General features: G+C 31.1%; 16 protein-coding genes and 1 other annotated feature. All 16 genes read right to left on the bottom strand.

Annotated features, from left to right (window positions below; translation table 11 throughout):
* Nucleotides 1-296 precede the first annotated feature (296 nt).
* The 16 genes from lysS to B3Z56_RS02455 all read right to left on the bottom strand — a co-directional run bounded on the left by lysS (nucleotide 297) and on the right by B3Z56_RS02455 (nucleotide 23,516).
* Nucleotides 297-1,817, bottom strand: a complete 1,521-nt coding sequence (gene lysS / locus B3Z56_RS02530; RefSeq protein WP_346876637.1) for a lysine--tRNA ligase — start codon at nucleotides 1,815-1,817, stop codon at nucleotides 297-299.
* Nucleotides 1,818-1,976: 159 nt separating this feature from the next.
* Nucleotides 1,977-2,314, bottom strand: a binding site (T-box leader).
* Between the two features lie 363 nt (nucleotides 2,315-2,677).
* A complete protein-coding gene (locus B3Z56_RS02525; protein WP_346878165.1) occupies nucleotides 2,678-3,877 on the bottom strand; it encodes an FprA family A-type flavoprotein in 1,200 nt (399 codons plus the stop codon).
* A 50-nt stretch (nucleotides 3,878-3,927) separates the two neighbouring features.
* Nucleotides 3,928-5,835, bottom strand: coding sequence for an acyl-CoA dehydrogenase family protein (locus tag B3Z56_RS02520; protein WP_346876639.1), 1,908 nt, complete (start codon nucleotides 5,833-5,835; stop codon nucleotides 3,928-3,930).
* Nucleotides 5,836-6,596: 761 nt separating this feature from the next.
* Nucleotides 6,597-10,160 carry a DNA polymerase III subunit alpha gene (locus tag B3Z56_RS02515; protein ID WP_346878164.1) on the bottom strand — a complete coding sequence of 1,188 codons (3,564 nt, stop codon included), beginning with the start codon at nucleotides 10,158-10,160 and terminating at the stop codon, nucleotides 6,597-6,599.
* Nucleotides 10,161-10,221: 61 nt separating this feature from the next.
* Nucleotides 10,222-10,812: a class D sortase gene (locus B3Z56_RS02510; RefSeq protein WP_346847667.1), complete on the bottom strand. Its 591-nt coding sequence runs from the start codon at nucleotides 10,810-10,812 to the stop codon at nucleotides 10,222-10,224.
* A gap of 202 nt (nucleotides 10,813-11,014) precedes the next feature.
* A complete protein-coding gene (locus B3Z56_RS02505; protein ID WP_346847668.1) occupies nucleotides 11,015-11,302 on the bottom strand; it encodes a Dabb family protein in 288 nt (95 codons plus the stop codon).
* A 32-nt stretch (nucleotides 11,303-11,334) separates the two neighbouring features.
* Entirely contained in the window at nucleotides 11,335-12,639 is a 1,305-nt protein-coding gene (locus tag B3Z56_RS02500; protein WP_346847669.1) for a DRTGG domain-containing protein, read from the bottom strand.
* A gap of 2 nt (nucleotides 12,640-12,641) precedes the next feature.
* The gene (gene whiA, locus B3Z56_RS02495; protein ID WP_346847670.1) at nucleotides 12,642-13,592 is read right to left on the bottom strand and encodes a DNA-binding protein WhiA; all 951 of its coding nucleotides are present in this window, start codon (nucleotides 13,590-13,592) and stop codon (nucleotides 12,642-12,644) included.
* Between the two features lie 4 nt (nucleotides 13,593-13,596).
* Nucleotides 13,597-14,940, bottom strand: a complete 1,344-nt coding sequence (locus tag B3Z56_RS02490; protein ID WP_346847671.1) for a gluconeogenesis factor YvcK family protein — start codon at nucleotides 14,938-14,940, stop codon at nucleotides 13,597-13,599.
* On the bottom strand, nucleotides 14,937-15,821 hold the full coding sequence (gene rapZ / locus B3Z56_RS02485) for an RNase adapter RapZ (RefSeq protein WP_346847672.1): 885 nt from the start codon (nucleotides 15,819-15,821) through the stop codon (nucleotides 14,937-14,939). Before rapZ ends, B3Z56_RS02490 begins: the two co-directional genes overlap by 4 nt.
* 248 nt (nucleotides 15,822-16,069) lie before the next feature.
* Entirely contained in the window at nucleotides 16,070-17,254 is a 1,185-nt protein-coding gene (locus B3Z56_RS02480; protein WP_346878163.1) for a pyridoxal phosphate-dependent aminotransferase, read from the bottom strand.
* A gap of 24 nt (nucleotides 17,255-17,278) precedes the next feature.
* Nucleotides 17,279-18,202 (bottom strand): UDP-N-acetylmuramate dehydrogenase, encoded by a 924-nt coding sequence (murB, locus tag B3Z56_RS02475; protein ID WP_346878162.1) that lies wholly within the window; start codon nucleotides 18,200-18,202, stop codon nucleotides 17,279-17,281.
* Nucleotides 18,203-18,353: 151 nt separating this feature from the next.
* Nucleotides 18,354-20,216, bottom strand: a complete 1,863-nt coding sequence (gene uvrC, locus B3Z56_RS02470; RefSeq protein WP_346847675.1) for an excinuclease ABC subunit UvrC — start codon at nucleotides 20,214-20,216, stop codon at nucleotides 18,354-18,356.
* A gap of 127 nt (nucleotides 20,217-20,343) precedes the next feature.
* Nucleotides 20,344-21,762 (bottom strand): peptidoglycan D,D-transpeptidase FtsI family protein, encoded by a 1,419-nt coding sequence (locus tag B3Z56_RS02465; protein ID WP_346847676.1) that lies wholly within the window; start codon nucleotides 21,760-21,762, stop codon nucleotides 20,344-20,346.
* Entirely contained in the window at nucleotides 21,755-23,071 is a 1,317-nt protein-coding gene (locus tag B3Z56_RS02460) for an FtsW/RodA/SpoVE family cell cycle protein (protein WP_346847677.1), read from the bottom strand. The genes B3Z56_RS02465 and B3Z56_RS02460 overlap by 8 nt, the downstream gene beginning before the upstream one ends.
* A gap of 16 nt (nucleotides 23,072-23,087) precedes the next feature.
* Nucleotides 23,088-23,516 (bottom strand): FHA domain-containing protein, encoded by a 429-nt coding sequence (locus B3Z56_RS02455; RefSeq protein ID WP_035132164.1) that lies wholly within the window; start codon nucleotides 23,514-23,516, stop codon nucleotides 23,088-23,090.
* Nucleotides 23,517-23,540 lie beyond the last annotated feature (24 nt).

Genomic DNA, 23,540 nt, shown 5'->3' with positions numbered 1-23,540 from the left:
TCCTTGCAACCTATTATTGGATGCATTTGAGTAAATATCTATAAATTTGCTATTGTAAATGTTGTCAACTTTTAATAAAGTCTCTTATAATTTATTCTTCCCATTTTATCCTTTATAATTAATAAATTTTAATAAAATTTATATACAAAATTAAGAAGAGCTACTTCTGCAATTAAACTTATCTTTACCAATAATTCAATTTACAATCTAATATCAATAAATTTTTTATATCTTCATGCAAATTAAAGTTAAATCTAAGTAAAATTTGAGCTAACTCTTCTCATATTATCTTTTAATTATCTTTTTACTAATGGAAAAGCAATTACATCTCTTATAGATGATGAGTTTGTTAAAAACATCATCATTCTATCTATTCCTATTCCAAGACCTCCAGCTGGTGGCATAGCTACATCTATAGCTACTGCAAATTCTTCATCCATTGGGCTAGCAGTTTCAAGTCCTGCTCTTAATTTTGCTGCTTGCTCATGAAGTAAAATTCTTTGTCTTAATGGATTATTAAGTTCTGAATATGCATTTCCAAGTTCTACTCCAAAGGCATAAGGTTCAAATCTTTCTATTAACTCTGGATTTTCTCTATGAACTTTACATAGTGGAGACGAATCTAATGGAAAATCTATTACAAAGGTTGGCTCTATTAATTTATCCTCGCAATAAGCCTCAAATAATGTAAGTATTAAGTCTCCTTTATTTGCTTCTTCAATATTAAATCCGTCCCTTTGCTCCTCTTCTAATAATTCTTTTTCTATAATTAGATGTACTATTTCTTCCTTAGTTAACCTTTCCACATCTATTCCTGTATCTTTAAGAACTAGATTGCACATAGTTTCTCTCTTCCAAGGGGCTTTAAAGTCAATTTCAACACCGTCATACACAGCCTTAGTTGTTCCTTTAATTTTAGTAAATACGTTCTCATATAAATCTTCCATAATTCTCATCATATCATTATAGTCAGCATAAGCCATGTAACATTCAAACAATGTAAATTCTGGATAGTGAGTTCTATCTATTCCTTCATTTCTAAAGGAACGTCCCATACTAAAAACTCTATCAATGCCTCCAACCATCAATCTTTTTAAGTATAACTCTGGAGATACATTCATAAATACTTCACAGTCTAATGCATTTACATTAGTTATAAATGGTTTAGCTTCTCCTCCGCCATATTTTGTATCTAAAATAGGGGTTTCCATTTCCATAAACCCTTTAGAATTCATAAACTCTCTTATGGCATACATAGCCTTAGCTCTATTTACAAATCTATCTCTTACATCTTCATTCATTATCATATCTAGAGATCTATGTCTTTGTCTTAAATCCATATCTTGAATTCCGTGATATTTTTCTGGAAGCGGTCTTATAGATTTTGAAAGTACGGTAACATTCAGGGCTTTAATAGTTATTTCCTCCGTTTTTGTTTTAAATGCGAATCCTTCTACACCAATTATGTCTCCTACATCAAGAAGTTTAATAACTCCATAGGCATCTTCACCAAGATCATTTTTACTTATATACACTTGAATATTTCCATTCTGATCCCTTAAATTTAAAAATGTTACTTTACCCATTCTTCTTAAAAGCATTATTCTTCCTGATAAAATAAATCTCTCTTCACTATCTATTTTATCAAAGTTTTTTGTTATATAGTTCGAAGTAGTGTTTGGCTCAAAAGTATAGGGATAAGGATTGATTCCTCTGCTTAAAAGTTCATTTAATTTTTTTATTCTCTCTACGTTAAATTCATTGGCATCTTGCATTATTTCTTGTAAGTTATTTAATTCTACATAATCATTGTACATATATAATAGTACCACCTTTCAATTTTGCTTTTTAATTTCTCATAACTTATATGAATCTAAATAACACCTCATTATAGTTTTCTAGTAAACTCAGTTACGTTACTTTCGTCCATTATTATATTTTTGCAAAATAAAAACTCTCACCTCCAAGACAATAGTCTTGGGGACGAGAGTTTGGTAAGTTCAACTTCGTGGTACCACCCCAGTTTATTAATATGTCACCATATTAACCTTTTCAAGTACGGCTTTACAATAAAATATATTAAGCTTATACCCTAGCTCTATAACGGGAGCACCCGTTACACCATCTCTCTTCCTAAAGGAAACTTCTTTCTTTTTTAAGAAGCAACCTCACTTAAAGATAAACTCTAGTGAAGTAAAGATCCTGTGTAAAACTCCGAGGCTTTTTTCACCAAACTGTTTTTTGCTTTCTCTCACCATCTAAAGCTCTCTGTAAAAAAATTGAGTTTGATTACTCTTCTCTTCATAGTTTTATTGAGTATATTTTAATATACTCAAAATACAATGTCAAGAATTTTTAAAAAATTTATATTATCAATCGAGTATGAGATAGATATTTATTATTTAGCATTCTTGCTAAAATAGGATTGTTGGAAATTATTCATTTCCTAAGATCTTAAGATTATCATATTTAGTCTTAATTTTCTTCCATTGTTACCAATAGCATAGGCGTAGCCTTCGTCTTATCCATTCATCTAAATAAATAATTCTAAATTATCTGCAGAAGAAAACCCTCGATATTTCTATCGAGGGTTTCATGGTGAAGGTGATAATTACAATTAAAGTAACATCATAATTTGTTTTAGGTAAATATCCCTTAAACAACATGTTTATTATAACTATTTCATTGATTTTATAACACCTTCAACAATTGTATCCATATCTGTCAAATTTCCTTCATTCATAGAAGATACAAGTGTAACTTTATCTTCTAGAACTGTCATTTCTCTCATTTTATCTAGGAACTCACTCATCAAAGTTCCAGACTTACATGCCCATGAGCCATTTTCAATTATTGCAAAAGTTCTCTTTTGAAGGTTAAGAGCCTTCATATCCATAAGATAACTATGCATAGGTGGGTAAATACCAAGGTTATAGGTTACAGAAGCTAAAACTACGTGGCTAACTCTAAAGGTTTCTGAAATCAGTTCAGATACATGAGTGCTTGAAACGTCATACATAACTACATTTTTCATTCCCTTTTCTACAAATTTAGTAGCTAAGGCAGTAGCTGCAGCTTCGGTATTACCATACATTGAAGCATAAACTATCATTACTGCTTTTTCTTCTGGTTCATATCTACTCCATTTATCATACTTATCAATAAGATATCCAAGATCTGTACGCCAAATTGGACCATGTAGTGGGCAAATCATTTTAATATCTAGTCCACTTGCCTTTTTTAACAATGCTTGAACATGTGGTCCATACTTTCCAACAATATTTGTATAATATCTTCTAGCGTCATCAATCCAATCACGGTCAAAGTCAACCTCATCATTAAATAGCTTACCATCTAATGCTCCAAAAGATCCAAAAGCATCAGCTGAAAAAAGAACACCATTTGTAGTATCAAATGTAACCATAGCTTCTGGCCAATGTACCATTGGTGCAGCTACAAAAGTTATCTCATGCTTTCCAAAAGATTTTACGTCTCCCTCTACAACTTCCTCCATTCTACCATCAATTTCGAATCCAAATTGTCTCATTAGGAGAAAAGATTTCTCTGTACTTATAATCTTAACATCAGGATAACGCAATATTATTTCTTCAATAGCAGCCCCATGATCCGGTTCCATATGATTTATTACTAAATAATCTAATGGCCTACCATTTAAAACAGCTTGTATATTTTCTAAAAACTGTCTACAAATTGACCAATCTACAGTATCAAATAGCACAGTTTTTTCATCTAATAGTAGATATGAATTATATGAAACTCCTCTTGGAATTGGATGAACGTTTTCAAAAAGAGCTAGACGCCTATCATTTCCACCTACCCAATAAAGGTCTTCAGTTACCTTTCTAACACAAAACATAAATTACTCCTCCTTTTTATTGTAAAAAACTTAAAATTTCTGCTATAGAATTAGACCTCTATAAAACTATCTTTTTCTTCACCGCAATCTGGGCAAATCCATTCTTCTGGAAGAGCTTCAAATAGAGTTTCTGGTGATATCTCATTTTCTATATCGCCTATGGCTGGATCATATTCATAGCCACATCCATTACAAACATATCTCTTCCAATTAGGAACAACCTTTTTAGGAACATACTTTTTCATTTTCTTCATAGGAGGTGCTTCCTTTTTTGGTTCTCCGTTATCCAAAGCATCTGTTAATAATGGCATTATTTCTAGTAAGTCTCCAACAATACCATAGTCTGCATTCTTAAATATTGGAGCATTAGGATTATTATTAATAGCAACTATGGTAGTAGCATCCTTTATACCCTTTAAATGTTGACCAGCACCTGATATACCACATGCTATGTAGAGATTTCCATTAAATTTTTGACCTGACATTCCAACATAACGATTTAGCGGTAAGTATTTTAAGGTTTCAGCTACAGGACGAGATGATCCAATTGCTGCACCAACTTGAATAGCTAAAGCTTTAGCAAGCTCCATATTTTTTTCTTCTCCAATTCCCTTACCTACACTGACAACACGCTCTGCCTTAGATATTGGAGTATTTATATCAATACCAACAGTAAAATCATAGCCATCTGCTTTCAATGCTTCTACAAGCTTAGCAACTCTTTCCTCTGCTGTTCCATCTTTCATAATCATTTTCTTACGAGCACCAGTGACTCCACCAGCTGAACCTTTTTTAGCTCTATTCTCATTTTTAGGCATCTTTCCAATTATATGAGATGCAATTACCATTCTTTGAATTTCATTTGTTCCTTCATAAATAGTACAAATTTTCGCATCACGATATGCTCTTTCTACATCCATTCCTTTAAGGTAACCAGTTCCTCCAAAGATTTGTAATGCATCATTTACAACTTCTAAGCATATATCAGACGCATATTGTTTAGCCATAGCAGCTTCCATAGAATAAGGCTCATGATTTTCCTTAAGTTCAGCAGCACTATATACTAGAAACCTAGCCGCCCTTAGCTTAGTTGCCATATCAGCTAATTTAAATGAAATTACCTGTTGTTGACATATAGGCTTTCCAAATTGTATTCTTTCTTTTGAATATTCTAAAGCATTTTCATAAGCTCCTTGAGCTATACCTAAAGCTTGAGCTGCAATCCCTATACGACCGCCATCTAATGTTCCCATAGCTATTTTAAAGCCTTGTCCTTCTTCACCTAATAAGTTTTCTTTAGGTACTTTAACATTATTAAATACTAATTCAGCAGTTGCAGAAGAGCGAATTCCCATCTTGTCGTAATGATCACCAAATGTAAATCCTTCCCATCCTTTTTCAACTATAAAGGCACTTATACCTTTAACTCCTATACCTGGAGTAGTTACAGCAAATACAACATAAGTATCTGCCTTATCTGCATTAGTTATAAAAATCTTTCCACCATTTAAAATATAATAATCTCCTTCTAGTTCAGCAGTAGTTTCAGTTCCACCAGCATCACTACCAGCGTTTGTCTCAGTTAAACCAAAAGCACCAATCTTTTCCCCTTTTGCTAGCGGAATCATGTATTTTTGCTTTTGTTCTTCAGTTCCATATGCAAAAATTGGATATGTTCCTAAAGAAACATGAGCTGATAAAATTACACCTGTACCACCATCTACTCTAGAAAGTTCTTCAACAGCAATGGCATAACTAAGTATATCTAGACCTAATCCACCATATTTTTTAAGATACGGAGTACCCAATACCCCCATTTTACCTAACTTTTCTATAGCCTCAGTTGGAAACTTACTTTCTTGATCCAACATAAATGCTTGTGGCTTTACCTCTGTCTCTGCAAATTCTCTGATTTTTACACGAAAAGTTTCGTGTTTTTCTGTAGTCTTAAAAAACATAAATTTACCTCCTTTAATTTAGTGTTTTATTTTAATTTTTACAAATTTTATTAATAGAACTTATAAAAATTTATAATCTTTAATTTAGAAAGTACAATATACTTACAATACAAGTTGAAACTAAAATTGTTTATATGACTTTCTAATAATTAAATTAATTATGTAATTCAATTTATTTGTTAATAATTATTATTATAAAACTTATAATTTCTATTGTCAAATTTTTATGCAAATTTATTATAATTACCTTAATTAATACTATTTTCTACTACATAAAAATATATCTAAAATATCCTATTCTTCGGTCTTTTTCAAAATATTTATGACTATTTTGATACTATGACCTCTGCTGGCTTCTGACAGTTCAGCCATACATCACTGTATAGATTGTTACTTCTAAATACATATCCATAACGTATCTGTCAGCTCTCCCCAGGTAAGACCGTAATCTTTCACTCCATATATCTGCTACATTTACACTGTCTGTTTCGAATAGTTTCTGGCTTTAGTTTGTATAGCAACCTTACCCACAGACATATGCCTTATATGTAGTTTCTGTTCGTCAGACCAGAGTTTCTCCGCCGACTTTCTTCAGGTTCCACGTCACCATGGACACCTTTGTCTTAAACTATGCACTTGTCACTATCAATCCATGCTTAGGATTTTCGCCTATTAAATTACACCAATGCGAGCACAATATAAAAAGCACCAAGATAATTTCTTGGTGCTTGAATTAATTTATTTTATTATGATAGTGGACTTTACTCTTCTAAAACTTTAACATTATCATCTCCAAAAATTTCTCTCAGTTTAGATGTAGTTTCATAATCATTATTAAGCCAACTATTTTTATTTATAAGATATCTTTTCTTCGTATTAGCAGCAAATAAGTAAGTTGGTGCTGAACCAAATTCACCCATAAAATTGTCTCTTATAAGCTTCATTGCACTATTTAGCTTGCTATCATCTTCAACCCTTATATATATCTTATCCGTACTCACTTTAACTAATGGCGATATTTTCTCACATAATATTTTAGGTTGTTCTTCCTCTTCCAGTGCTATACGTCCTTCCACAGTGACTATTTCATCTTCCTCAATAAATTCTCTGCAAGCTGAAAATGTCTTTGGAAATATGACTAGTTCTATGGTTCCAAATAAATCCTCTAAGGTCGCAAAGGCCATAGCCTGATTATTTCTTGTAATTTTTTTAGAAATGGATGTTAAAAGTCCACCTAAAATTACTTTTTGTTTATCCTTTACCTTTGAAACTCTCTCGCTAATAAGTCCTTCTACACCTATACTTCCATCTTCTAGGGTATCTGCTAAAACTAAGTCTGATATCTTGTGAGTGGTTACATGTTTTAAAGTCTTCTCATAATCATCTAGTGGATGGCCTGATAAATATATTCCTGTCATTTCTTTTTCCATAGCTAATAAATACTTTTTATTAAATTCCTGAATTTCTGGATAAACTATCTTAAAGGCACTATCTTCATCATCAGCTCCTTGAAATAGACTGATTTGTCCTGGGACATTTCTCTTTCTTTCATTGTTTATTCCATCTAAAATTTTCTCAAATACAGCTATTAATTTAGATCTGTATACTCCTAAACTATCAAAGGCTCCAACTTTTATAAGGCTCTCTACAGCTCTCTTATTTACTGCTCCAGAATCAATCTTGTTACAAAAATCGCTAAAGCTCTTAAATTTTCCTTTTTCCTCACGTCTTTCCACTATTGATTCTATAACATTTACTCCAACATTTTTTATAGCTGAAAGACCAAATCTTATAGTATTACCTTGTACTGTAAATTTACTAAAGCTTTCATTTATATCTGGTGGAAGTACTTTTATTCCTATTTCTCCTGCAAACCTAATGTAGTATGCTACCTTTTCATTGTTTCCCATTATACTATTAAGCATGGCAGCTATAAATTCTGCTGGGTAATAATACATTAAATATGCTGTTTGATATCCAACTACTGCATAAGCTGCAGCGTGACTTTTATTAAAAGCATAGGATGCAAAATCCATCATCTGATCAAATATCTTATTAGCTGCTTCTTCTGTAATTCCATTTCGAATACATCCAGGTACTACAATCTTCCCTTCTTCATTTACTATTCCATGAACAAAGTTTTTTCTCTCTTCTTCCATGACCTTATGTTTCTTCTTCGACATGGCACGTCTCACAAGGTCACTTCTCCCCAGGGAATATCCTCCAAGATCTCTAACTATTTGCATTACTTGTTCCTGATACACCATTACCCCATATGTCACATCCAGTATTACTTCTAATTGTGGAGTTACATACTCTACTTTGTCTGGATTTCTTTTTCCTTCAATGTATTTTGGAATTTCTGCCATTGGACCTGGTCTATAAAGACTTATTCCTGCTATGATATCCTCAAAGCAGTCTGGTTTTAGATCTCTCATGAAGGAAGTCATTCCTGCAGATTCTAACTGGAATACACCTACTGTTTTTCCTTCTCCAATCATCTGATAAACCTTTGAATCTCCAAAGTCTATATGATCTATATCTATTTTTACACCTTGATTTTCCCATATATTCTTAATAGCTTCATCCATTACTGTAAGGGTTCTTAATCCTAGGAAATCCATCTTTAAAAGTCCTAATTCCTCTAATGTACCCATGGTAAACTGAGTTACTATCATACCTTCATTCTTTTGTAATGGAACATATTCTACTAAAGGATGGGATGCTATAACTACTCCAGCAGCATGGGTAGATGAGTGTCTTGGTAACCCTTCTAAATCTCTAGCTACATCTATAAGTTCACGTACTCTCTCATCTACATCATAAAGTTCTTGTAGCTCACTATTCATCTCCAATGATTTATCTATAGTTATATTTAATACTGAAGGGATCATCTTTGCAATTTTATCTACCTCAGCATAGGAATAATTCATTGCTCTTCCTACATCCCTGATACATGCCCTTGGTGCCATTGTTCCAAAGGTAATTATCTGTGATACATTATTTTCTCCATACTTATCAACTACGTAATCAATTACCCTTTGACGCCCTTCATAGCAAAAGTCTGAGTCAATATCAGGCATACTTACTCTTTCTGGATTAAGAAATCTCTCAAAAAGCAAAGCATACTTTATTGGATCTATTTTGGTTATTCCCAAGGTATAAGCAACTATAGCTCCTGCTGCTGAACCTCTTCCCGGTCCTGTCGGAATTCCATTTTCATTAGCATATTTTATAAAATCCCAAACAATTAGAAAATAATCAACATATCCCATTTTCTTGATTATTCCTAACTCATAATCTAATCTATCGCACAGAAGTTTTCCTTCTTCATTTTCTTCTCTTATTTTATTTACTTTTTCTTCATCCAATACTCCATTTAAAGCTGAGAATACTTCATATCTTTCAATAAGTCCCTTATAGCAATTTCCTCTAAGATATTCAAAGGGATCTACCCCCTCAGGCAAAGGGAATTTAGGTAACTTAGATTCATGAAATTTATAATCGAAATCACACCTTTCTGCTATCTTTAGCGTGTTTTCCATAGCCTCTGGTATATAAGAAAAAGTCTCATACATTTCTTCAGGTGACTTAAGATAAAATTGATTTGAAGGATATCTCATCCTAGTTTTATCTTCTACGTTCTTACCTGTTTGAATACAAAGTAATACATCGTGTGATTTACTATCTTCTTCATTTATATAGTGAGTATCATTAGTACATACTAATGGAATATCACATTCCTTAGACAACTCTAATAACATTTCATTCACTTGCAACTGCTGGGAAATTCCATGGTATTGTAATTCTAAATAAAAATCATCTTTAAATATTTCCTTATATTTTAAAGCAACTTCCTTGGCCTTTTCTTTATTATCTCTAAGTAAATTTTTTTGAACCTCACCACCTAAGCAAGCACTAGTAGCAATTAATCCTTCACAATTTTCCTTTAAAAATTCATAGTCTACTCTTGGTTTATAATAAAACCCCTCTATAGAAGCAGTAGATACTATTTTCATTAGGTTTTCATAACCTACCTTATTTTTAACTAACAAAACTAAGTGATAGGTATCATTGTCCTTTTGAGGTTCTTTAATGTACATTGATTTTCCTGCCACATATATTTCACATCCAATTATAGGTTTTATCCCATTTTCTATAGCTTCTTTATAAAAATCTACTGCACCGTACATAGTTCCATGATCAGTAATAGCAATAGCTTTCATACCTAATTCCTTAGTTCTTTTAATAAGTTTAGATATTTTCCCTGAACCATCTAAGAGACTATACTCTGTATGCACATGCAGATGTACAAAATCCTTCATATTTTCACCCCCTGCATCCTTTGTAACAATACTAATTTCTTTTAAAATACTTATTTTTATATTATTTTTCTAACTTACCTCTTACTATTAATCTGTCCTTACCATCATAAGTACATGTTACAAGGGTTATTGTTGCATCCTCACTTTTATCTAAAACATAGGTGTCTTCTGGAGCAACTGTAAAGCTCTCTGTAACTTTATAAGTAAATGTTTTATCATGATTAGATACTAGTATATTATCATTAACTTCTAATTTGTTTAGTCTTAGAAAAAATTCTCCTGTATCATAGTTTCTATGTCCTGCTAGTGCAAAGTTACCCTCTTCCCCTGGCATAGCAGTATCCTTAAAATGTCCTACTGCATATTTTATTATTTCATCCTCAGTACCTTCTGCTACTACTACTTTCAAATTTATTTTTGGTATTTCTAAAACTGCAATTGGATTTACCATATCTATATAAGGAAGTTTTTCTTCCTTACTTTTCTCGTTTTTTTCATGATTAACTTCTTGCTTTTCTTCTGATACAAATTTGTCATAAAGCTGATCTTGAACTTTTTTTGTTTCCCACTTTCCTTTAAAAGCAAACAGTAATAATCCAATCCCCACTAAAATTAAAAGTATACTTATAATGTTTCTAATCTTCCCCTTCATTAAAACACCTCTTTACTTAAAATTATAAACTATTAAGTAATTATACACACATATGTTTTGTAACATTCTCAAAAATGGAATGCCTTACATAATTAATCTTTTTAGCCCTAGTAATTAAACTATAAAACTGATCTAAAAAGTAATGATTTTGAGACATTCCATTATAAACAGAGTTTTTTTTATCTTTAAAATAATACTTTATTTAATAATAGTCAGCCACTTTAGAAACCTCAATATAGGGCTTAATTTTACCTAAAACTTCATTAATATGATATGGATGTATCTGATATTCATTCATGTCATCTACAGAATCAAATCTAGTTATAAGACATACATCAAAAGATCTATTCGTATGAAGCTCATCTATTCCTACTTCTATCTCCTTAAGCTCAGGTATTTTTCCTTCCATAGCTTTAAGAGTATTTGCTACAAACTTTACGTTTTCCCTTGTATTTTCTTTTAACTTAAATAAAACCACATGTGTAAACAACTTTTTACCCCCTATACATTAACCTATTTTATTTAATTATTTTTTAGTACCTTGGCTGATAGCATAGCCTTCGCCATAATCTCTTTATTTTGATTATACATTGTTACTTCTACCTTTGAATAATATCTTCCTCTATCTATTACTTCAGAATATACATCAATTATCCTACCCATTTGAACTGGCTTAGTAAAATAAGATGTGAAACTATCTATAGCTACATTTGTAATACCATTTTGTCTTAATACCATAGTTCCCATAGTTGATAAAAGCATATTTAATGCATTCCATGATGCAGTACCTATAGAGTCAAGCATTTCAGGCACAATTTCTCCCCAGAAATGCATCTTATTCTTACTAGACTCAAATTCAAAATTCTTTAAAATTAAATCATCCATAGTATGACCTACATGAGGCTGTCTTGTAACTATTTGTAATGCCTTTATTACATCTCCTCTGGAAATTATACCTATTAATTTCTTTTTATATACCACTGGGCATATTTGAATTCCATCCCAAGCCATGATATGTGCTGCATAGGCAACCGTACTTGTAGGGTTTAACACAATAGGATTCTTTGTCATAATGGTATTTACGATTTCATTGTCATCATGATTATTTATTTGAGTTATACTTACAAGACCTATAACTCTAGATTCCTCATCTAAAACTGGAAATCTTTCATGCCTAGTTTTCTCTGATAATTCTTTTAATGCTTTAATCTTGTCCCATACATTTAAGTATTCTGGATTTTTATCCATAACATCTTCTACTAATACAATTTCCTTCTTAACATTATTTTCATATATGGCCTTATTTATCATGCTTGCAACAGTAAATGTATCATAGGTACAGGATATTACAGGCAAATTTGTTTTATCTGCTAGAGTCTTTATTTCATCACTACATTGAAAGCCCCCAGTGATAAGCACAGCACATTGATTTTCAAGAGCTAGTCTTTGAGCTTTTTCTCTATTTCCTACTATAAGTAACGAACCTGGGCTTATGTATCTCTTAATGGTTTCAACTTCCATGGCTCCTATTATAAATCTTTCAAGAAAATTATTCTCTCCACCCTTACCACCAATTAAGGTTCCATCTACCATGTTTACAATTTCCCTAAAAGATATCTTGTCAATATTCTTTTTTTCTAATTTTTCTACTCTTACTGTGCCAACCCTAGGAATTGTATTGACAATTCCTATAGATTCACACTCTTTTATTGCTCTATATGCCGTTCCTTCACTGACACCTAATTTACTACTAATTCCTCTAACAGATATCTTAGTATTTATATCTAAGGATAGAATATATTTAATTATTTCTTCATGTTTTGACATGCCTATCTACCCTCTTTCCTAAGCTCATCAGCTATTTTTTCAATTCGTCTAAGACGATGATTTACTCCTGATTTTCCTACAGGCGGATTTAACATAGCTCCTAACTCCTTTAAGGATTCATCTGGGAAGGCAAGCCTCAATTTAGCTACTTCCTTTAAATTTTTAGGTAGCCTATCAAGTCCAATTTCACTTTCAATAAGCTTTATACTTTCCACCTGTCTTACAGCTGCATTAACAGTTTTACTAAGATTTGCAGTTTCACAGTTAACAATTCTATTTACATTATTTCTCATTTCCTTCATGATTCTTATATTTTCAAGCTCTAATAATGCATTATGTGCACCTATTATATTCAAAAGATCTACTATTTGCTCTCCCTCTTTTAAATATATTACAAAACTATTTTTCCTTTGTATTACTTTAGAATTAAGCTTATAACTGTTAATAAGATCACTAAGTTCATTGGCATAATCTTGATCATGAGTTACAAACTCTAGATGGTAAGTTTTCTCTGGGTTACTAATACTTCCTCCCCCTAAAAAAGCTCCCTTTATATATGCTCTTTTACAATTTTCATTTTTTATAACTTCACTAGGTACTCCGTAGTGTATATTAAATAAGCCATCCTTTTCTATTATTCCCAATTCTTGAAGGAGTCCCTTTACATCTACTTCTTCTGGTATTAAAACCATATATATATTATTTTTCTTTAACGAATTGCTTTTCTTTACTAATAATTTAGTGTGAATATCATAGAAATCTTTTAAATTCTTAAAAATCCATCTTGCTATAGCTGGATTTTCAGTTACTATCTTAAAAGTAATAGATCTATTAAATCCAAAACCCAATGTTCCACTTGACTTCATTATAGCTGATAATTGGGCAGCTATTTCATCTTTAGATAATTCACTATTTCTACATACTTCATTTTTTACCTTTAGTGAAAATGACATTTCTCTACTCCCTATCCTTTTTTTCTCTTCTTAATCTCTGTGATAAATATATATATTCAAAAATTCTTTTCTCATCATTAATCATTTTTTTCTTTAATATAGTTTCTATAAGTATTTTAGCCAGTTTATCCTCATCATGTCTTATGAGTTCTTTTTTAATCTTTATCATATCAAATTCTATATATTTTACATTTAGCTTATCTTTGTCACCATGGTCAAGTTGAACAAAGGTTGAGCCTTTTTGTAAGTATCTTTCTTTTATATTTTCTTCTTCCTTTGAGAGTCCTTTATTTACAATAGCATAATCAATAGGCATACCTTGGCAATGTTTCATTATAGCTCTTATATGATCTTGAACACTAAAGTTATCACTCTCACCTGGTTGAGTCATTATATTTGATACATAAATCTTTAATGCTTTAGTGGCCTTTACAGCCTCTCTTATATCACCTACCATTAGATTAGGGATTATACTAGTATACACACTTCCTGGACCTAATATAACCGCATCAGCATCTCTTATAGCATCAACGGCCTCTTGAACTCCCTTAGCATCTTTAGGCTCTATAAATACTCTATCTATAGGTGATTTTCTATTTAAGCTCTCAGTAGGTATTGAGGATTCCCCTTTTATTATGTCTCCATTTTTTAGTTTTGCATATAATTGCACATTTTCTAGAGTAACAGGCAGTACTTTTCCTGTTACTGCTAAAACCTCACTAGTTTTTTTAATAGCCTCTAAAAAATTATCGGAAATCCCATTCATAGCAGCTAAGAATAAATTACCAAAACTTTGATTTTCTAAAGAACCATCCTTAAATCTATACCTAAAGAGCTGTTCCATCAAAGGTTCAGTATCTGCTAAAGCTATTATGCAGTTTCGAATATCTCCTGGTGGTAGCATTCCTAAATCTTGCCTCAATACTCCAGAACCACCTCCATCATCAGCCACTGTAACTACTGCGGTTATATTAGTGGTATATCTTTTTAGTCCGCTAAGCATGTTGGAGAGCCCTGTTCCGCCTCCAATAACTACCACCTTAGGACCCTTTACTAATATACTATTTTTAAAAAAATCATCGTCAAAATTTTTCTTTCCCATAGAAAAATTCAACGCTTCAAACTTTATTATATCTATTACTTTTTTAGTATACTTCTCTAAACTTATATAAGTCAATACGCACCCTAAAACTAGTATCGCTACTAAAAATATTTTAATAGAAATACCTTCACCCCATCTTCTTATAAGCTCAATTATAGAGTAGGAAATTAAAAATACACCTAAAATAATTTGACATATCCACCTCTTAATTCCCACACCAGGCATTAACCCGTCCTTAAGCTTCATCGCTTTCCAGCTCCTCTACTTACATCCTCATTTATATCTCTATGATCTATAGTTACACTATTACCATTATGATTTAAAGTCTCATATACTTTATTTGCAATAGCTACAGAACGATGTCTACCTCCTGTACAACCAATAGCAACAATCAATTGTCTTTTTCCTTCTATTTTATAATTAGGGATTAAAAATTTAAGCATATCTATAAATTTTTCTACAAATTGCTGTGTTTCAACTTTAGATAATACATAATCTTTTACCGGCTTATCTAGGCCGCTAAAAGGCTTTAGATCAGCAATATAATATGGATTAGGAATAAATCTTACATCCATAACTAAATCCGCATCTAAAGGTATTCCATATTTAAATCCAAAGGATATTACATTAATAAGTAAAGGACTTTCAATTTGACCTTCATCTCCATAGGCCATAGTTATTTCTTCATTTAGCTCTTTATTAGTTAATTTTGATGTGTTTATTATTTTACTAGCCCTTTCCCTTATTCCTTTTAGTTTTTTCTTTTCTATACTTATACCATTAATAATCCTTCCATCTGGTGCAAGAGGATGTTTTCTTCTTGATTCTTTATATCTTTTAACTAAGGTTTCATCTGTAGCTTCAAGGTATAATACTTCATATAGATAACCTTCTTTATCAAGAGTGGACAAACTACCTAATAAGTCATCAAAAAATGTTCTCCCTCTAATATCTACTACTATGGCAATTTTATCTATTTTACCTTCAGTTTTAAAGCATACTTCAGCAAATTTTATTATAAGGGTTGGTGGTAAATTATCTACACAGTAAAACCCTAAATCCTCAAGTGATCTTATTGCTTGTGTCTTACCTGCTCCTGACATACCTGTAACTATCAAAAATTTCATTCTATCACACCTCTTTTGCATATTTAATTCCAGTAAAACTTTTAAATTTAATCTTATATTAATTTAAAATTATACTTCTTTTAAATTAATATTTTTAATAAAAATTAACACTAATATCTATATATTATACACATTAATTATATCATATAGTAATTTATATTACTAAAAAAGATATAGGATAAATATTTATTTATCCTATATCTTTCACATAAAATTTTAAAAATTAACAATATTATTTTTATATTTACTTATTCTATAGACTCAATTAATGATTTAAATCCAGGTAAGGCATTTTCTATAGTACTATAAGCTACACAATAAGCAATTCTAATATATCCTGGACAAGCAAAAGAAGTTCCAGGAACTATTAAAATATTATATTTTTTTGCCATATTACAGAATTCAATATCGTTCTCTATAGGTGATTTAACAAATAAATAGAAAGCACCTTCTGGTTTTATACAATTATATCCATAAGAAGTAAGTTCACTATAAAGTAGTTCTCGATTTTTATTATAAAAATCAATATTTACTTTATCATCTAAACATCTAGCTATTACTCTTTGGAAAAGTGATGGTGCATTTACATATCCTAAAATACGAGTAGCTACATTAGAAGCAGATACAACATTTTCAAAATCGGATACTTCATTTGGAATAACTAAATATCCAATTCTTTCTCCTGGTAATGAAAGAGATTTACTATAGGAATATCCAACAATTGTATTATCATAGTACTTTGTTAAATATGGGACTTGAATGTTATCGTATACAAGCTCTCTATAAGGTTCATCTGATATTAAATATATGTCAGTTCCCAATTCCTTTTGTTTTTCTTTTAAGATATTAGTAAGTTTTATAATAGTCCCTTCTGAATAAACAACACCTGTAGGATTGTTTGGAGAGTCAATTATAACAGCTTTAGTCTTATCCGTAATTTTACTTTTAAACTCATCTAAATTAGGTTGAAAATCTGTAGTGTTTGGTGATACTACTACAAGCTTTCCATCATAGTTAGCTGCATAACTTCTATATTCACCAAAATAAGGTGCAAATACTACTACTTCATCTTCTGGGTTTAAAAGAGTTTTAAAAATCACGTTTAAACCACCTGCTGCACCTACAGTCATAACTATATTCTTTTCTGTAAAACTTGTATCAAATTTTTTGTTAATTGAGTTAGCAATAGTTTCTCTAACATCCTCATATCCTGAGTTACTCATGTAACCATGAACCATAGTATTAGGTTCATTATTTAAAATATCTATAATTGCCTCCCTTACAGTGCTTGGCGGTTCAAGATTTGGATTTCCTAAGCTGAAATCATAAACATTTTCTGCACCATAAATTGATGCGAGTCTTTTACCTTCTTCAAACATAGCTCTGATTAATGAACTACCATTAACATAATCCACCATTTTTTTTGAAATCATATCCCCATCTCCCTATTTTTTATATTAGGTTAAACTATCTTCACCTATAACTCTAACTTCAGTGTGTAATTCAACCTTAAATTTTTCATAAACTTTAGCTTTTACAACTTCAATAAGATCTAAAATATCCCTTGACGTTGCATTGCCTCTATTTATGATAAATCCTGAATGTTTTTCAGATACCTGCGCGTCCCCAACGCTAGTACCCTTTAATCCTGAATCTTGAATAAGCTTACCTGCAAAATATCCCTCGGGTCTTTTAAATGTACTTCCTGCTGATGCATATTCTAAGGGTTGCTTACTTTTTCTTCTTTCTGATAGATCATCCATTCTTTCCTTGATCAAAGCTTTATCTCCATGAGACAATCTCATTCTTGTTTCCAGAACTATATATCCATACTTTAAAATTGCACTATTCCTATATCCAAATTCTAGTTCTTCTTTACTTAATTCTCTAATGTTCCCCTCATTATCAATTACTAATGAACTTTCAATTACCTTTGCCATTTCTCCGTCATAGGCACCTGCATTCATTGCAGTAGCACCTCCAATAGATCCTGGTATCCCAGACGCAAATTCTAGCCCTGATAAACTATTCTTTAAAGCCTGATCTGCAACTGAATATAACTTAGCTCCACATTGTGCAGATATTAAATTTTCATCTACTACTATTTTATTTATGTGTCCTAGTTTTATGACTACTCCTCTTATTCCTCCATCTCTTATTATGAGATTAGATCCATTTCCTAATATGAAATAATCCACCTTATTTTCCTTGCATATTTTAATTAATTCTTTAACCATTTCATAATTAGAAGGGTAAACTAATAGGTCAGCTGGTCCACCTACCTTAAAAGAAGTATGATTCTTCATTAGTTCATCTATTTTTACATTTTCATTCCCTGCTACATCTAAAACACTTCTTACAAAACTATCCTTTAATTTCATTGTATACCTCTTACTATATTATTATATATTAAGTATAAAATACTTAGGTTATATATATCAACAGTTATTACATATTTCTTTCATTTTAAGTATACTATCCTACTAATAGTATAAACACTCTAATTCAATATTTTATGCTGACATATGGTTATTAACTATTTTTCTTAAAATAATTAATTATACTTTCAGTAGCTTTCCCATCCATAGAAGGTGTAGCCATTAACTCTTCATAGGTAGCCTTTTTTATATTTTCAATACTACCAAATTTTTTTAGAAGTTCACGCCTTCTCTTTTCTCCTATTTTAGGTATTTCATCTAATATAGAAAATAAAGTACGTTTATCTCTTAAGGTTCTATGATATGTAATGGCAAATCTATGAACTTCATCCTGAATCCTAGTTATTAAAAGCATGGCCTTGGAAGATGGCTTTAACAGAATTTCTTTATTTTTATAAATAAGTCCTCTTGTTCTATGCTTATCGTCCTTCACCATACCACATACAGGTATATTAATATTTAACTCCTCCAATACTTGAAGTGCTATATTAATTTGTCCCTTTCCACCATCCATCATAATCAAGTCAGGAAAAATAGAAAACTTACCCGACTTAAAGTCCATACCATTATTATTTATCTTCCTTATTTCTTCTAATCCATGTGTAAATCTTCTTATTAATATTTCTCTCATAGAGCCATAATCGTCTGCACCTTCTACCGTTTTAATTTTAAATCTTCTATAATCACTATTTTTAGCTACTCCATCTTGAAATACTACCATGGTTCCTACGGAATCCATTCCCATGATATTAGATATATCATAGGCTTCAATTCTAATAGGCATATCTTCAATCCCAAGAACCTCTTGAATTTCAGAAAGTGCCACATTATTAAGTTCCTTGTCTACTTTATGTTTAATCTTAAACATTTCGAGAGCATGGCTAGCGTTTTTTTCTACCATATCAAGTGTCTTTCTCTTTTCTCCTTTATGTGGAACCTTTATAGTCACTCTATATTCCTTCTTTATAGATAACCATTGCTCTAAGATATCAATTTCATCACAATGACTTACATATACAGTCTTAGGTATAAAAGCAGTTCCTCCATAAAAGTTTTTAATAAATTCCTCTATGACATAGGCAGGCTCTTCTCCACCTGTATTGTCTAAAATAAAATCTTCTCTTCCAACAATTTTACCATCTCTTAAAAAGAATATCTGAATACAACTATCTTTTTCATCTTGAGAAATACCTATAAAATCTTCATTTTCAAAATTATTACTAATAATCTTTTGCTTTTCATTTATTTTATCTATGGCTATCAACTTATCTCTTAAAGAAGCTGCTCTTTCAAAATCTAAATTTTCTGCTGCTTCTTCCATTTCAGTCTTAATCTTACTAGTAATCTTTGTATCCTTCCCTGTAAGTAAATCCACCACATCATTGATAATTTTTTTATATTCCTCTTTAGAAATTAATCCTTCACATGGTCCACTACATAATTTTATATGATAGTTAAGACAAACCCTTGTTTTAGGCCCATTTTCCTTTATAACTCTTCTACATGTTCTAAGAGAAAATACCTTCTTTATAAGTTCATTTATAGTATATACTGCACTTCCATCCGTATATGGTCCAAAATATTTAGATGAATCATTTCCATAATTTCTTGTAACTAATACCCTTGGAAATTCTTCATTAGTAATTTTAATAAAAGGAAAATATTTATCATCTTTTAGCAAGATATTATATTTAGGACTATACTTTTTTATTAAATTACATTCTAGTATTAAAGCTTCTACTTCAGAATCTGTAACTATATACTCAAATTCACTTATATTCTTAACCATAGCTCTAACTTTTTCACTATGATTTTTAGAATTCTGAAAGTATTGTCTTACTCTATTTTTAAGATTTTTTGCTTTTCCTACATATATTACTTCTCTCAAAGAATTTCTCATTAAATAAACTCCAGGATTGTCTGGAAGATTTTTTAGATGATACTCAAAATCAAACATTAAATCACCTCACTTCTCATCCAAAAGTTGTTTCATCTTTAGTATAATACTTATTGAGCTTCACTTTTAATGCAATGATTAATACTCATAAGGTATATTATATAATTATATTTCAAAAGTTTTAATATTAATTTGTACTAAAATAAGATTTCATAAGCTCCTTTGCCATAGCGCTGGCATTAAAGCTATCATTTCCACCTTCTTCTGCAATTATAGCAAAGGCTATTTCTGGGTCATCATAACCTGCAAAACCTATAAACCAAGTGTGTGGCTCCTTATCTCCAGAGTCATGGTCTGCAGTTCCAGTCTTTCCTGATACTTGAACGTTCCATAACTTTGCTGCCTGACCAGTTCCCTCATTGACTACAGCTTTCATATATTCCTTTAGCAATGCTGCATTTTCAGGAGTTGTAACTGTAGCTGCTTCCTTTTGTTCATAGCTTTTAACTACTTTCCCTTCCGGACTTATGATTTCCTTTACTACATTAGGTTCCATCATTACACCATTATTAGCTATAGTACTAGCTACTAGTGCCATTTCTATTGGACTTGCTAGTACTCCACTTTGTCCTATACCACTTTGAGCTATATTACCAACCTCATCACTTTTATATTTTGGGAAAATACTATTATCAATGGTAAGAGTTTCTGATGGAATATCTTTATTAAAGAAGAACTTTTCTGATGTTCCCTTTAAATTATCATTTCCAAGTTCCATAGCTAAGGTACCAAATACCACATTACTAGACTTTAAAAAAGCTGTTCTAAGTCCAATGCTTCCATAAGCATACCCTTTGTAGTTTTCTAGGTATTCACTTTCATTAAAACTAATTTTCCCCTCATCATTAAAGGTCCTATTGGTTATATCCGACATATTCTCCAAAGCACTTATGGCTGTAATAACTTTAAAGGTTGAGCCTGGTGGGTAAAGACCTGAAACTGCTCTATTCAAGAAAGGTGTATCCTCTTGTTGTGACAGTTTTTCAAAGTCTTCTTGTATTGTATTTGCATCAAAACTTGGTTTTGACACCATAGCAAGAACCTCTCCTGTCTTAGGATTTAATGCTACTATTGATCCCTTTCTATTACCTAAAACCTCAAAGGCTCTTTGTTGTAACTTAGAATTTAAGGTAGTCACTACATGATTTCCAACTTTATTCTCATCCTTTTTGTTGGAAAATATATCCTTTATAGAATTTACTGATTGTCCTGAAAGTTCTTTATCAAACTTCTTTTCAATTCCACTAGCCCCATACTTAGCATCATTATAACCAACCACATGAGAAAAAGCTACTCCTCCAACATACTTTCTTGTTTGAGAAAACTCCCCTGTTTTTTCACCTGTAGTTAAAGGATTCATATCTCTGTCATAAATAGTTCCTCTAAGAACTCTATTTTTCTCCGCTTGATTTCTTTTATTATAAACACTATCCAAAGCTATTTGATTTTTAAATAATGTACTATAACTTATATAAGAGATTAGAGCAATAAATAATAACAGAAATACAATCATTACATTTTTTATGTTCTTTTGTAGATTATTCATAATTACTACTCTCCTCTGATATTTTTTGTATTATACCTAGTGAAAGATAACTTATCAGCATAGAACTTCCTCCATAACTAACAAAAGGCAAAGTTATTCCTGTAAGAGGTATAGCTCCAGTTACACCACCAATAATTACTAGTGTTTGAGATACCATCATAGTACTATATCCAACGGCTAATAATCTTGAAAATTTATCCTTTATGTAAAGTGCAGCTCTTATACATCTATAGAATAATAGAAAATTTAAAATTATAACTGCAAATCCAATAAGTAATCCTAATTCTTCGCATATAGCCGCAAATATAAAGTCAGATTCTACTACTGGAATATATCCTGGATATCCATTTCCAAGTCCTACCCCAAAAAATCCACCATTTGCTATAGCTATAAGGGATTGAACAAGCTGATGTCCTTCATCATATCCATACTTCCATGGGTTTCGCCATATCATAACCCTTATCTGAACATGATAAAATAAGTAATATCCTATGACACCACCAACTACAAATAACAGCAATGCTATTATTACATACTTTTTATTTGATGTAGCAATATAAAGCATAGTAAGTGCTATGGCAAAGAAAATTAGCGCTGAACCCAAGTCTGTTTGAGCTAACATAAATAGCAATGATATCATCATTACCATAGCAGGCTCTATTAAACTTATATATTTATATGAGCTTTCTTTCCTAAATCCAATTGCCTTTCCTATCTTAATCCAAAACTTCGAAGGCTTTTCATAATCCTTTAATGCTGAAGCAAGGTAAGCTACTAAGGCAATTTTCCCAAACTCAGAAGGTTGAAAACCGAACCCAAATAAATTTACCCAGTTTTTAGCTCCAAACTGTTCCTTTCCAAAAAAGGTACCCATGGACATAAATAATAATGTTATTATTAGATATAAATATTTGTACTTACTAAATCTTTTTAAATCTGGAAGTATTACAACTACTAATATAAACATAGTCATACCTAAAGCAAAAAATATAATTTGCTTAGCTGTTAAAAAACTTCTAGTACCTTCCGCTATATAACTACCTCCCGATATGGGTAAATCCAACCTATATATCATAGCAATCCCTATAACAGCAAGGATATTTGAAAATAATAATATAAATTTATCCCCATCTGGATAAAATCTTCTTATTACAAAGTGGGAATAACATAATAAACCACATATTATTGCTCCTATAAATATTGCACCCTTATCAATAGTTGGAGTTAGAATTGCTACATTAAAAAATAGTGCCATTACAAGCAAATAAGTAAATCTAAGCACTCTTTTTTCTTGTTTTATACCCTTCATACTTGCCTCCTAATAACTACATAAATTTAAAGGTAGCAGTTCCCACCTTTATTATATCCCCTGACTTTAATATAAGGGAATTCTTTATTCTAATATCATTAACCTTAGTTCCGTTAGTGCTCTCCAAATCTTCCAACACATACTCATTATTTCTTCTGAAAATTTTAACATGATGAGAAGAAACATATTTATCATCTAAGATTACTGTATTATCACTTTTTCTTCCCATAGTTAAGTTATCTACTATTGGTAGTATTCCTCCATTTTTTAGATTTGTATTTTCTCCAGCTACTATTATTTCTAGCCCAGAAGTAGCCTTTCTAGTTCTATTCCTTCTTTTACCCACTGATTTAGTATCTGTATACATTATTTTTAAAGCGTAGATTATAATAAAATAAACTATTGCTATTATTCCTAAATTCAATGCGAATTTTAAAATATTCATAAGCAAAACTCCTTTATACATATA

The organism is Clostridium sp. UBA7791 (assembly GCF_002480755.1).
In the GTDB taxonomy this organism is placed as follows: domain Bacteria; phylum Bacillota; class Clostridia; order Clostridiales; family Clostridiaceae; genus Clostridium_J; species Clostridium_J sulfidigenes.
Note: the sequence above shows the minus strand (reverse complement) of the source record. Positions and strands in the feature narration are given on the sequence as shown.

Excerpts from the sequence above, each read along its gene's own strand:
- lysS (WP_346876637.1), bottom strand. The coding sequence starts at position 1,817 with ATGTACAATGATTATGTAGAATTAAATAACTTACAAGAAATAATGCAA.
- B3Z56_RS02525 (WP_346878165.1), bottom strand. The coding sequence starts at position 3,877 with ATGTTTTGTGTTAGAAAGGTAACTGAAGACCTTTATTGGGTAGGTGGA.
- B3Z56_RS02520 (WP_346876639.1), bottom strand. The coding sequence starts at position 5,835 with ATGTTTTTTAAGACTACAGAAAAACACGAAACTTTTCGTGTAAAAATC.
- B3Z56_RS02515 (WP_346878164.1), bottom strand. The coding sequence starts at position 10,160 with ATGAAGGATTTTGTACATCTGCATGTGCATACAGAGTATAGTCTCTTA.
- B3Z56_RS02510 (WP_346847667.1), bottom strand. The coding sequence starts at position 10,812 with ATGAAGGGGAAGATTAGAAACATTATAAGTATACTTTTAATTTTAGTG.
- B3Z56_RS02500 (WP_346847669.1), bottom strand. The coding sequence starts at position 12,639 with ATGTCAAAACATGAAGAAATAATTAAATATATTCTATCCTTAGATATA.
- whiA (WP_346847670.1), bottom strand. The coding sequence starts at position 13,592 with ATGTCATTTTCACTAAAGGTAAAAAATGAAGTATGTAGAAATAGTGAA.
- B3Z56_RS02490 (WP_346847671.1), bottom strand. The coding sequence starts at position 14,940 with ATGAAGCTTAAGGACGGGTTAATGCCTGGTGTGGGAATTAAGAGGTGG.
- rapZ (WP_346847672.1), bottom strand. The coding sequence starts at position 15,821 with ATGAAATTTTTGATAGTTACAGGTATGTCAGGAGCAGGTAAGACACAA.
- B3Z56_RS02480 (WP_346878163.1), bottom strand. The coding sequence starts at position 17,254 with ATGATTTCAAAAAAAATGGTGGATTATGTTAATGGTAGTTCATTAATC.
- murB (WP_346878162.1), bottom strand. The coding sequence starts at position 18,202 with ATGAAATTAAAGGATAGTTTTGTAAGAAGTGTTTTAGATGTAGCAGGG.
- uvrC (WP_346847675.1), bottom strand. The coding sequence starts at position 20,216 with ATGTTTGATTTTGAGTATCATCTAAAAAATCTTCCAGACAATCCTGGA.
- B3Z56_RS02465 (WP_346847676.1), bottom strand. The coding sequence starts at position 21,762 with ATGAATAATCTACAAAAGAACATAAAAAATGTAATGATTGTATTTCTG.
- B3Z56_RS02460 (WP_346847677.1), bottom strand. The coding sequence starts at position 23,071 with ATGAAGGGTATAAAACAAGAAAAAAGAGTGCTTAGATTTACTTATTTG.
- B3Z56_RS02455 (WP_035132164.1), bottom strand. The coding sequence starts at position 23,516 with ATGAATATTTTAAAATTCGCATTGAATTTAGGAATAATAGCAATAGTT.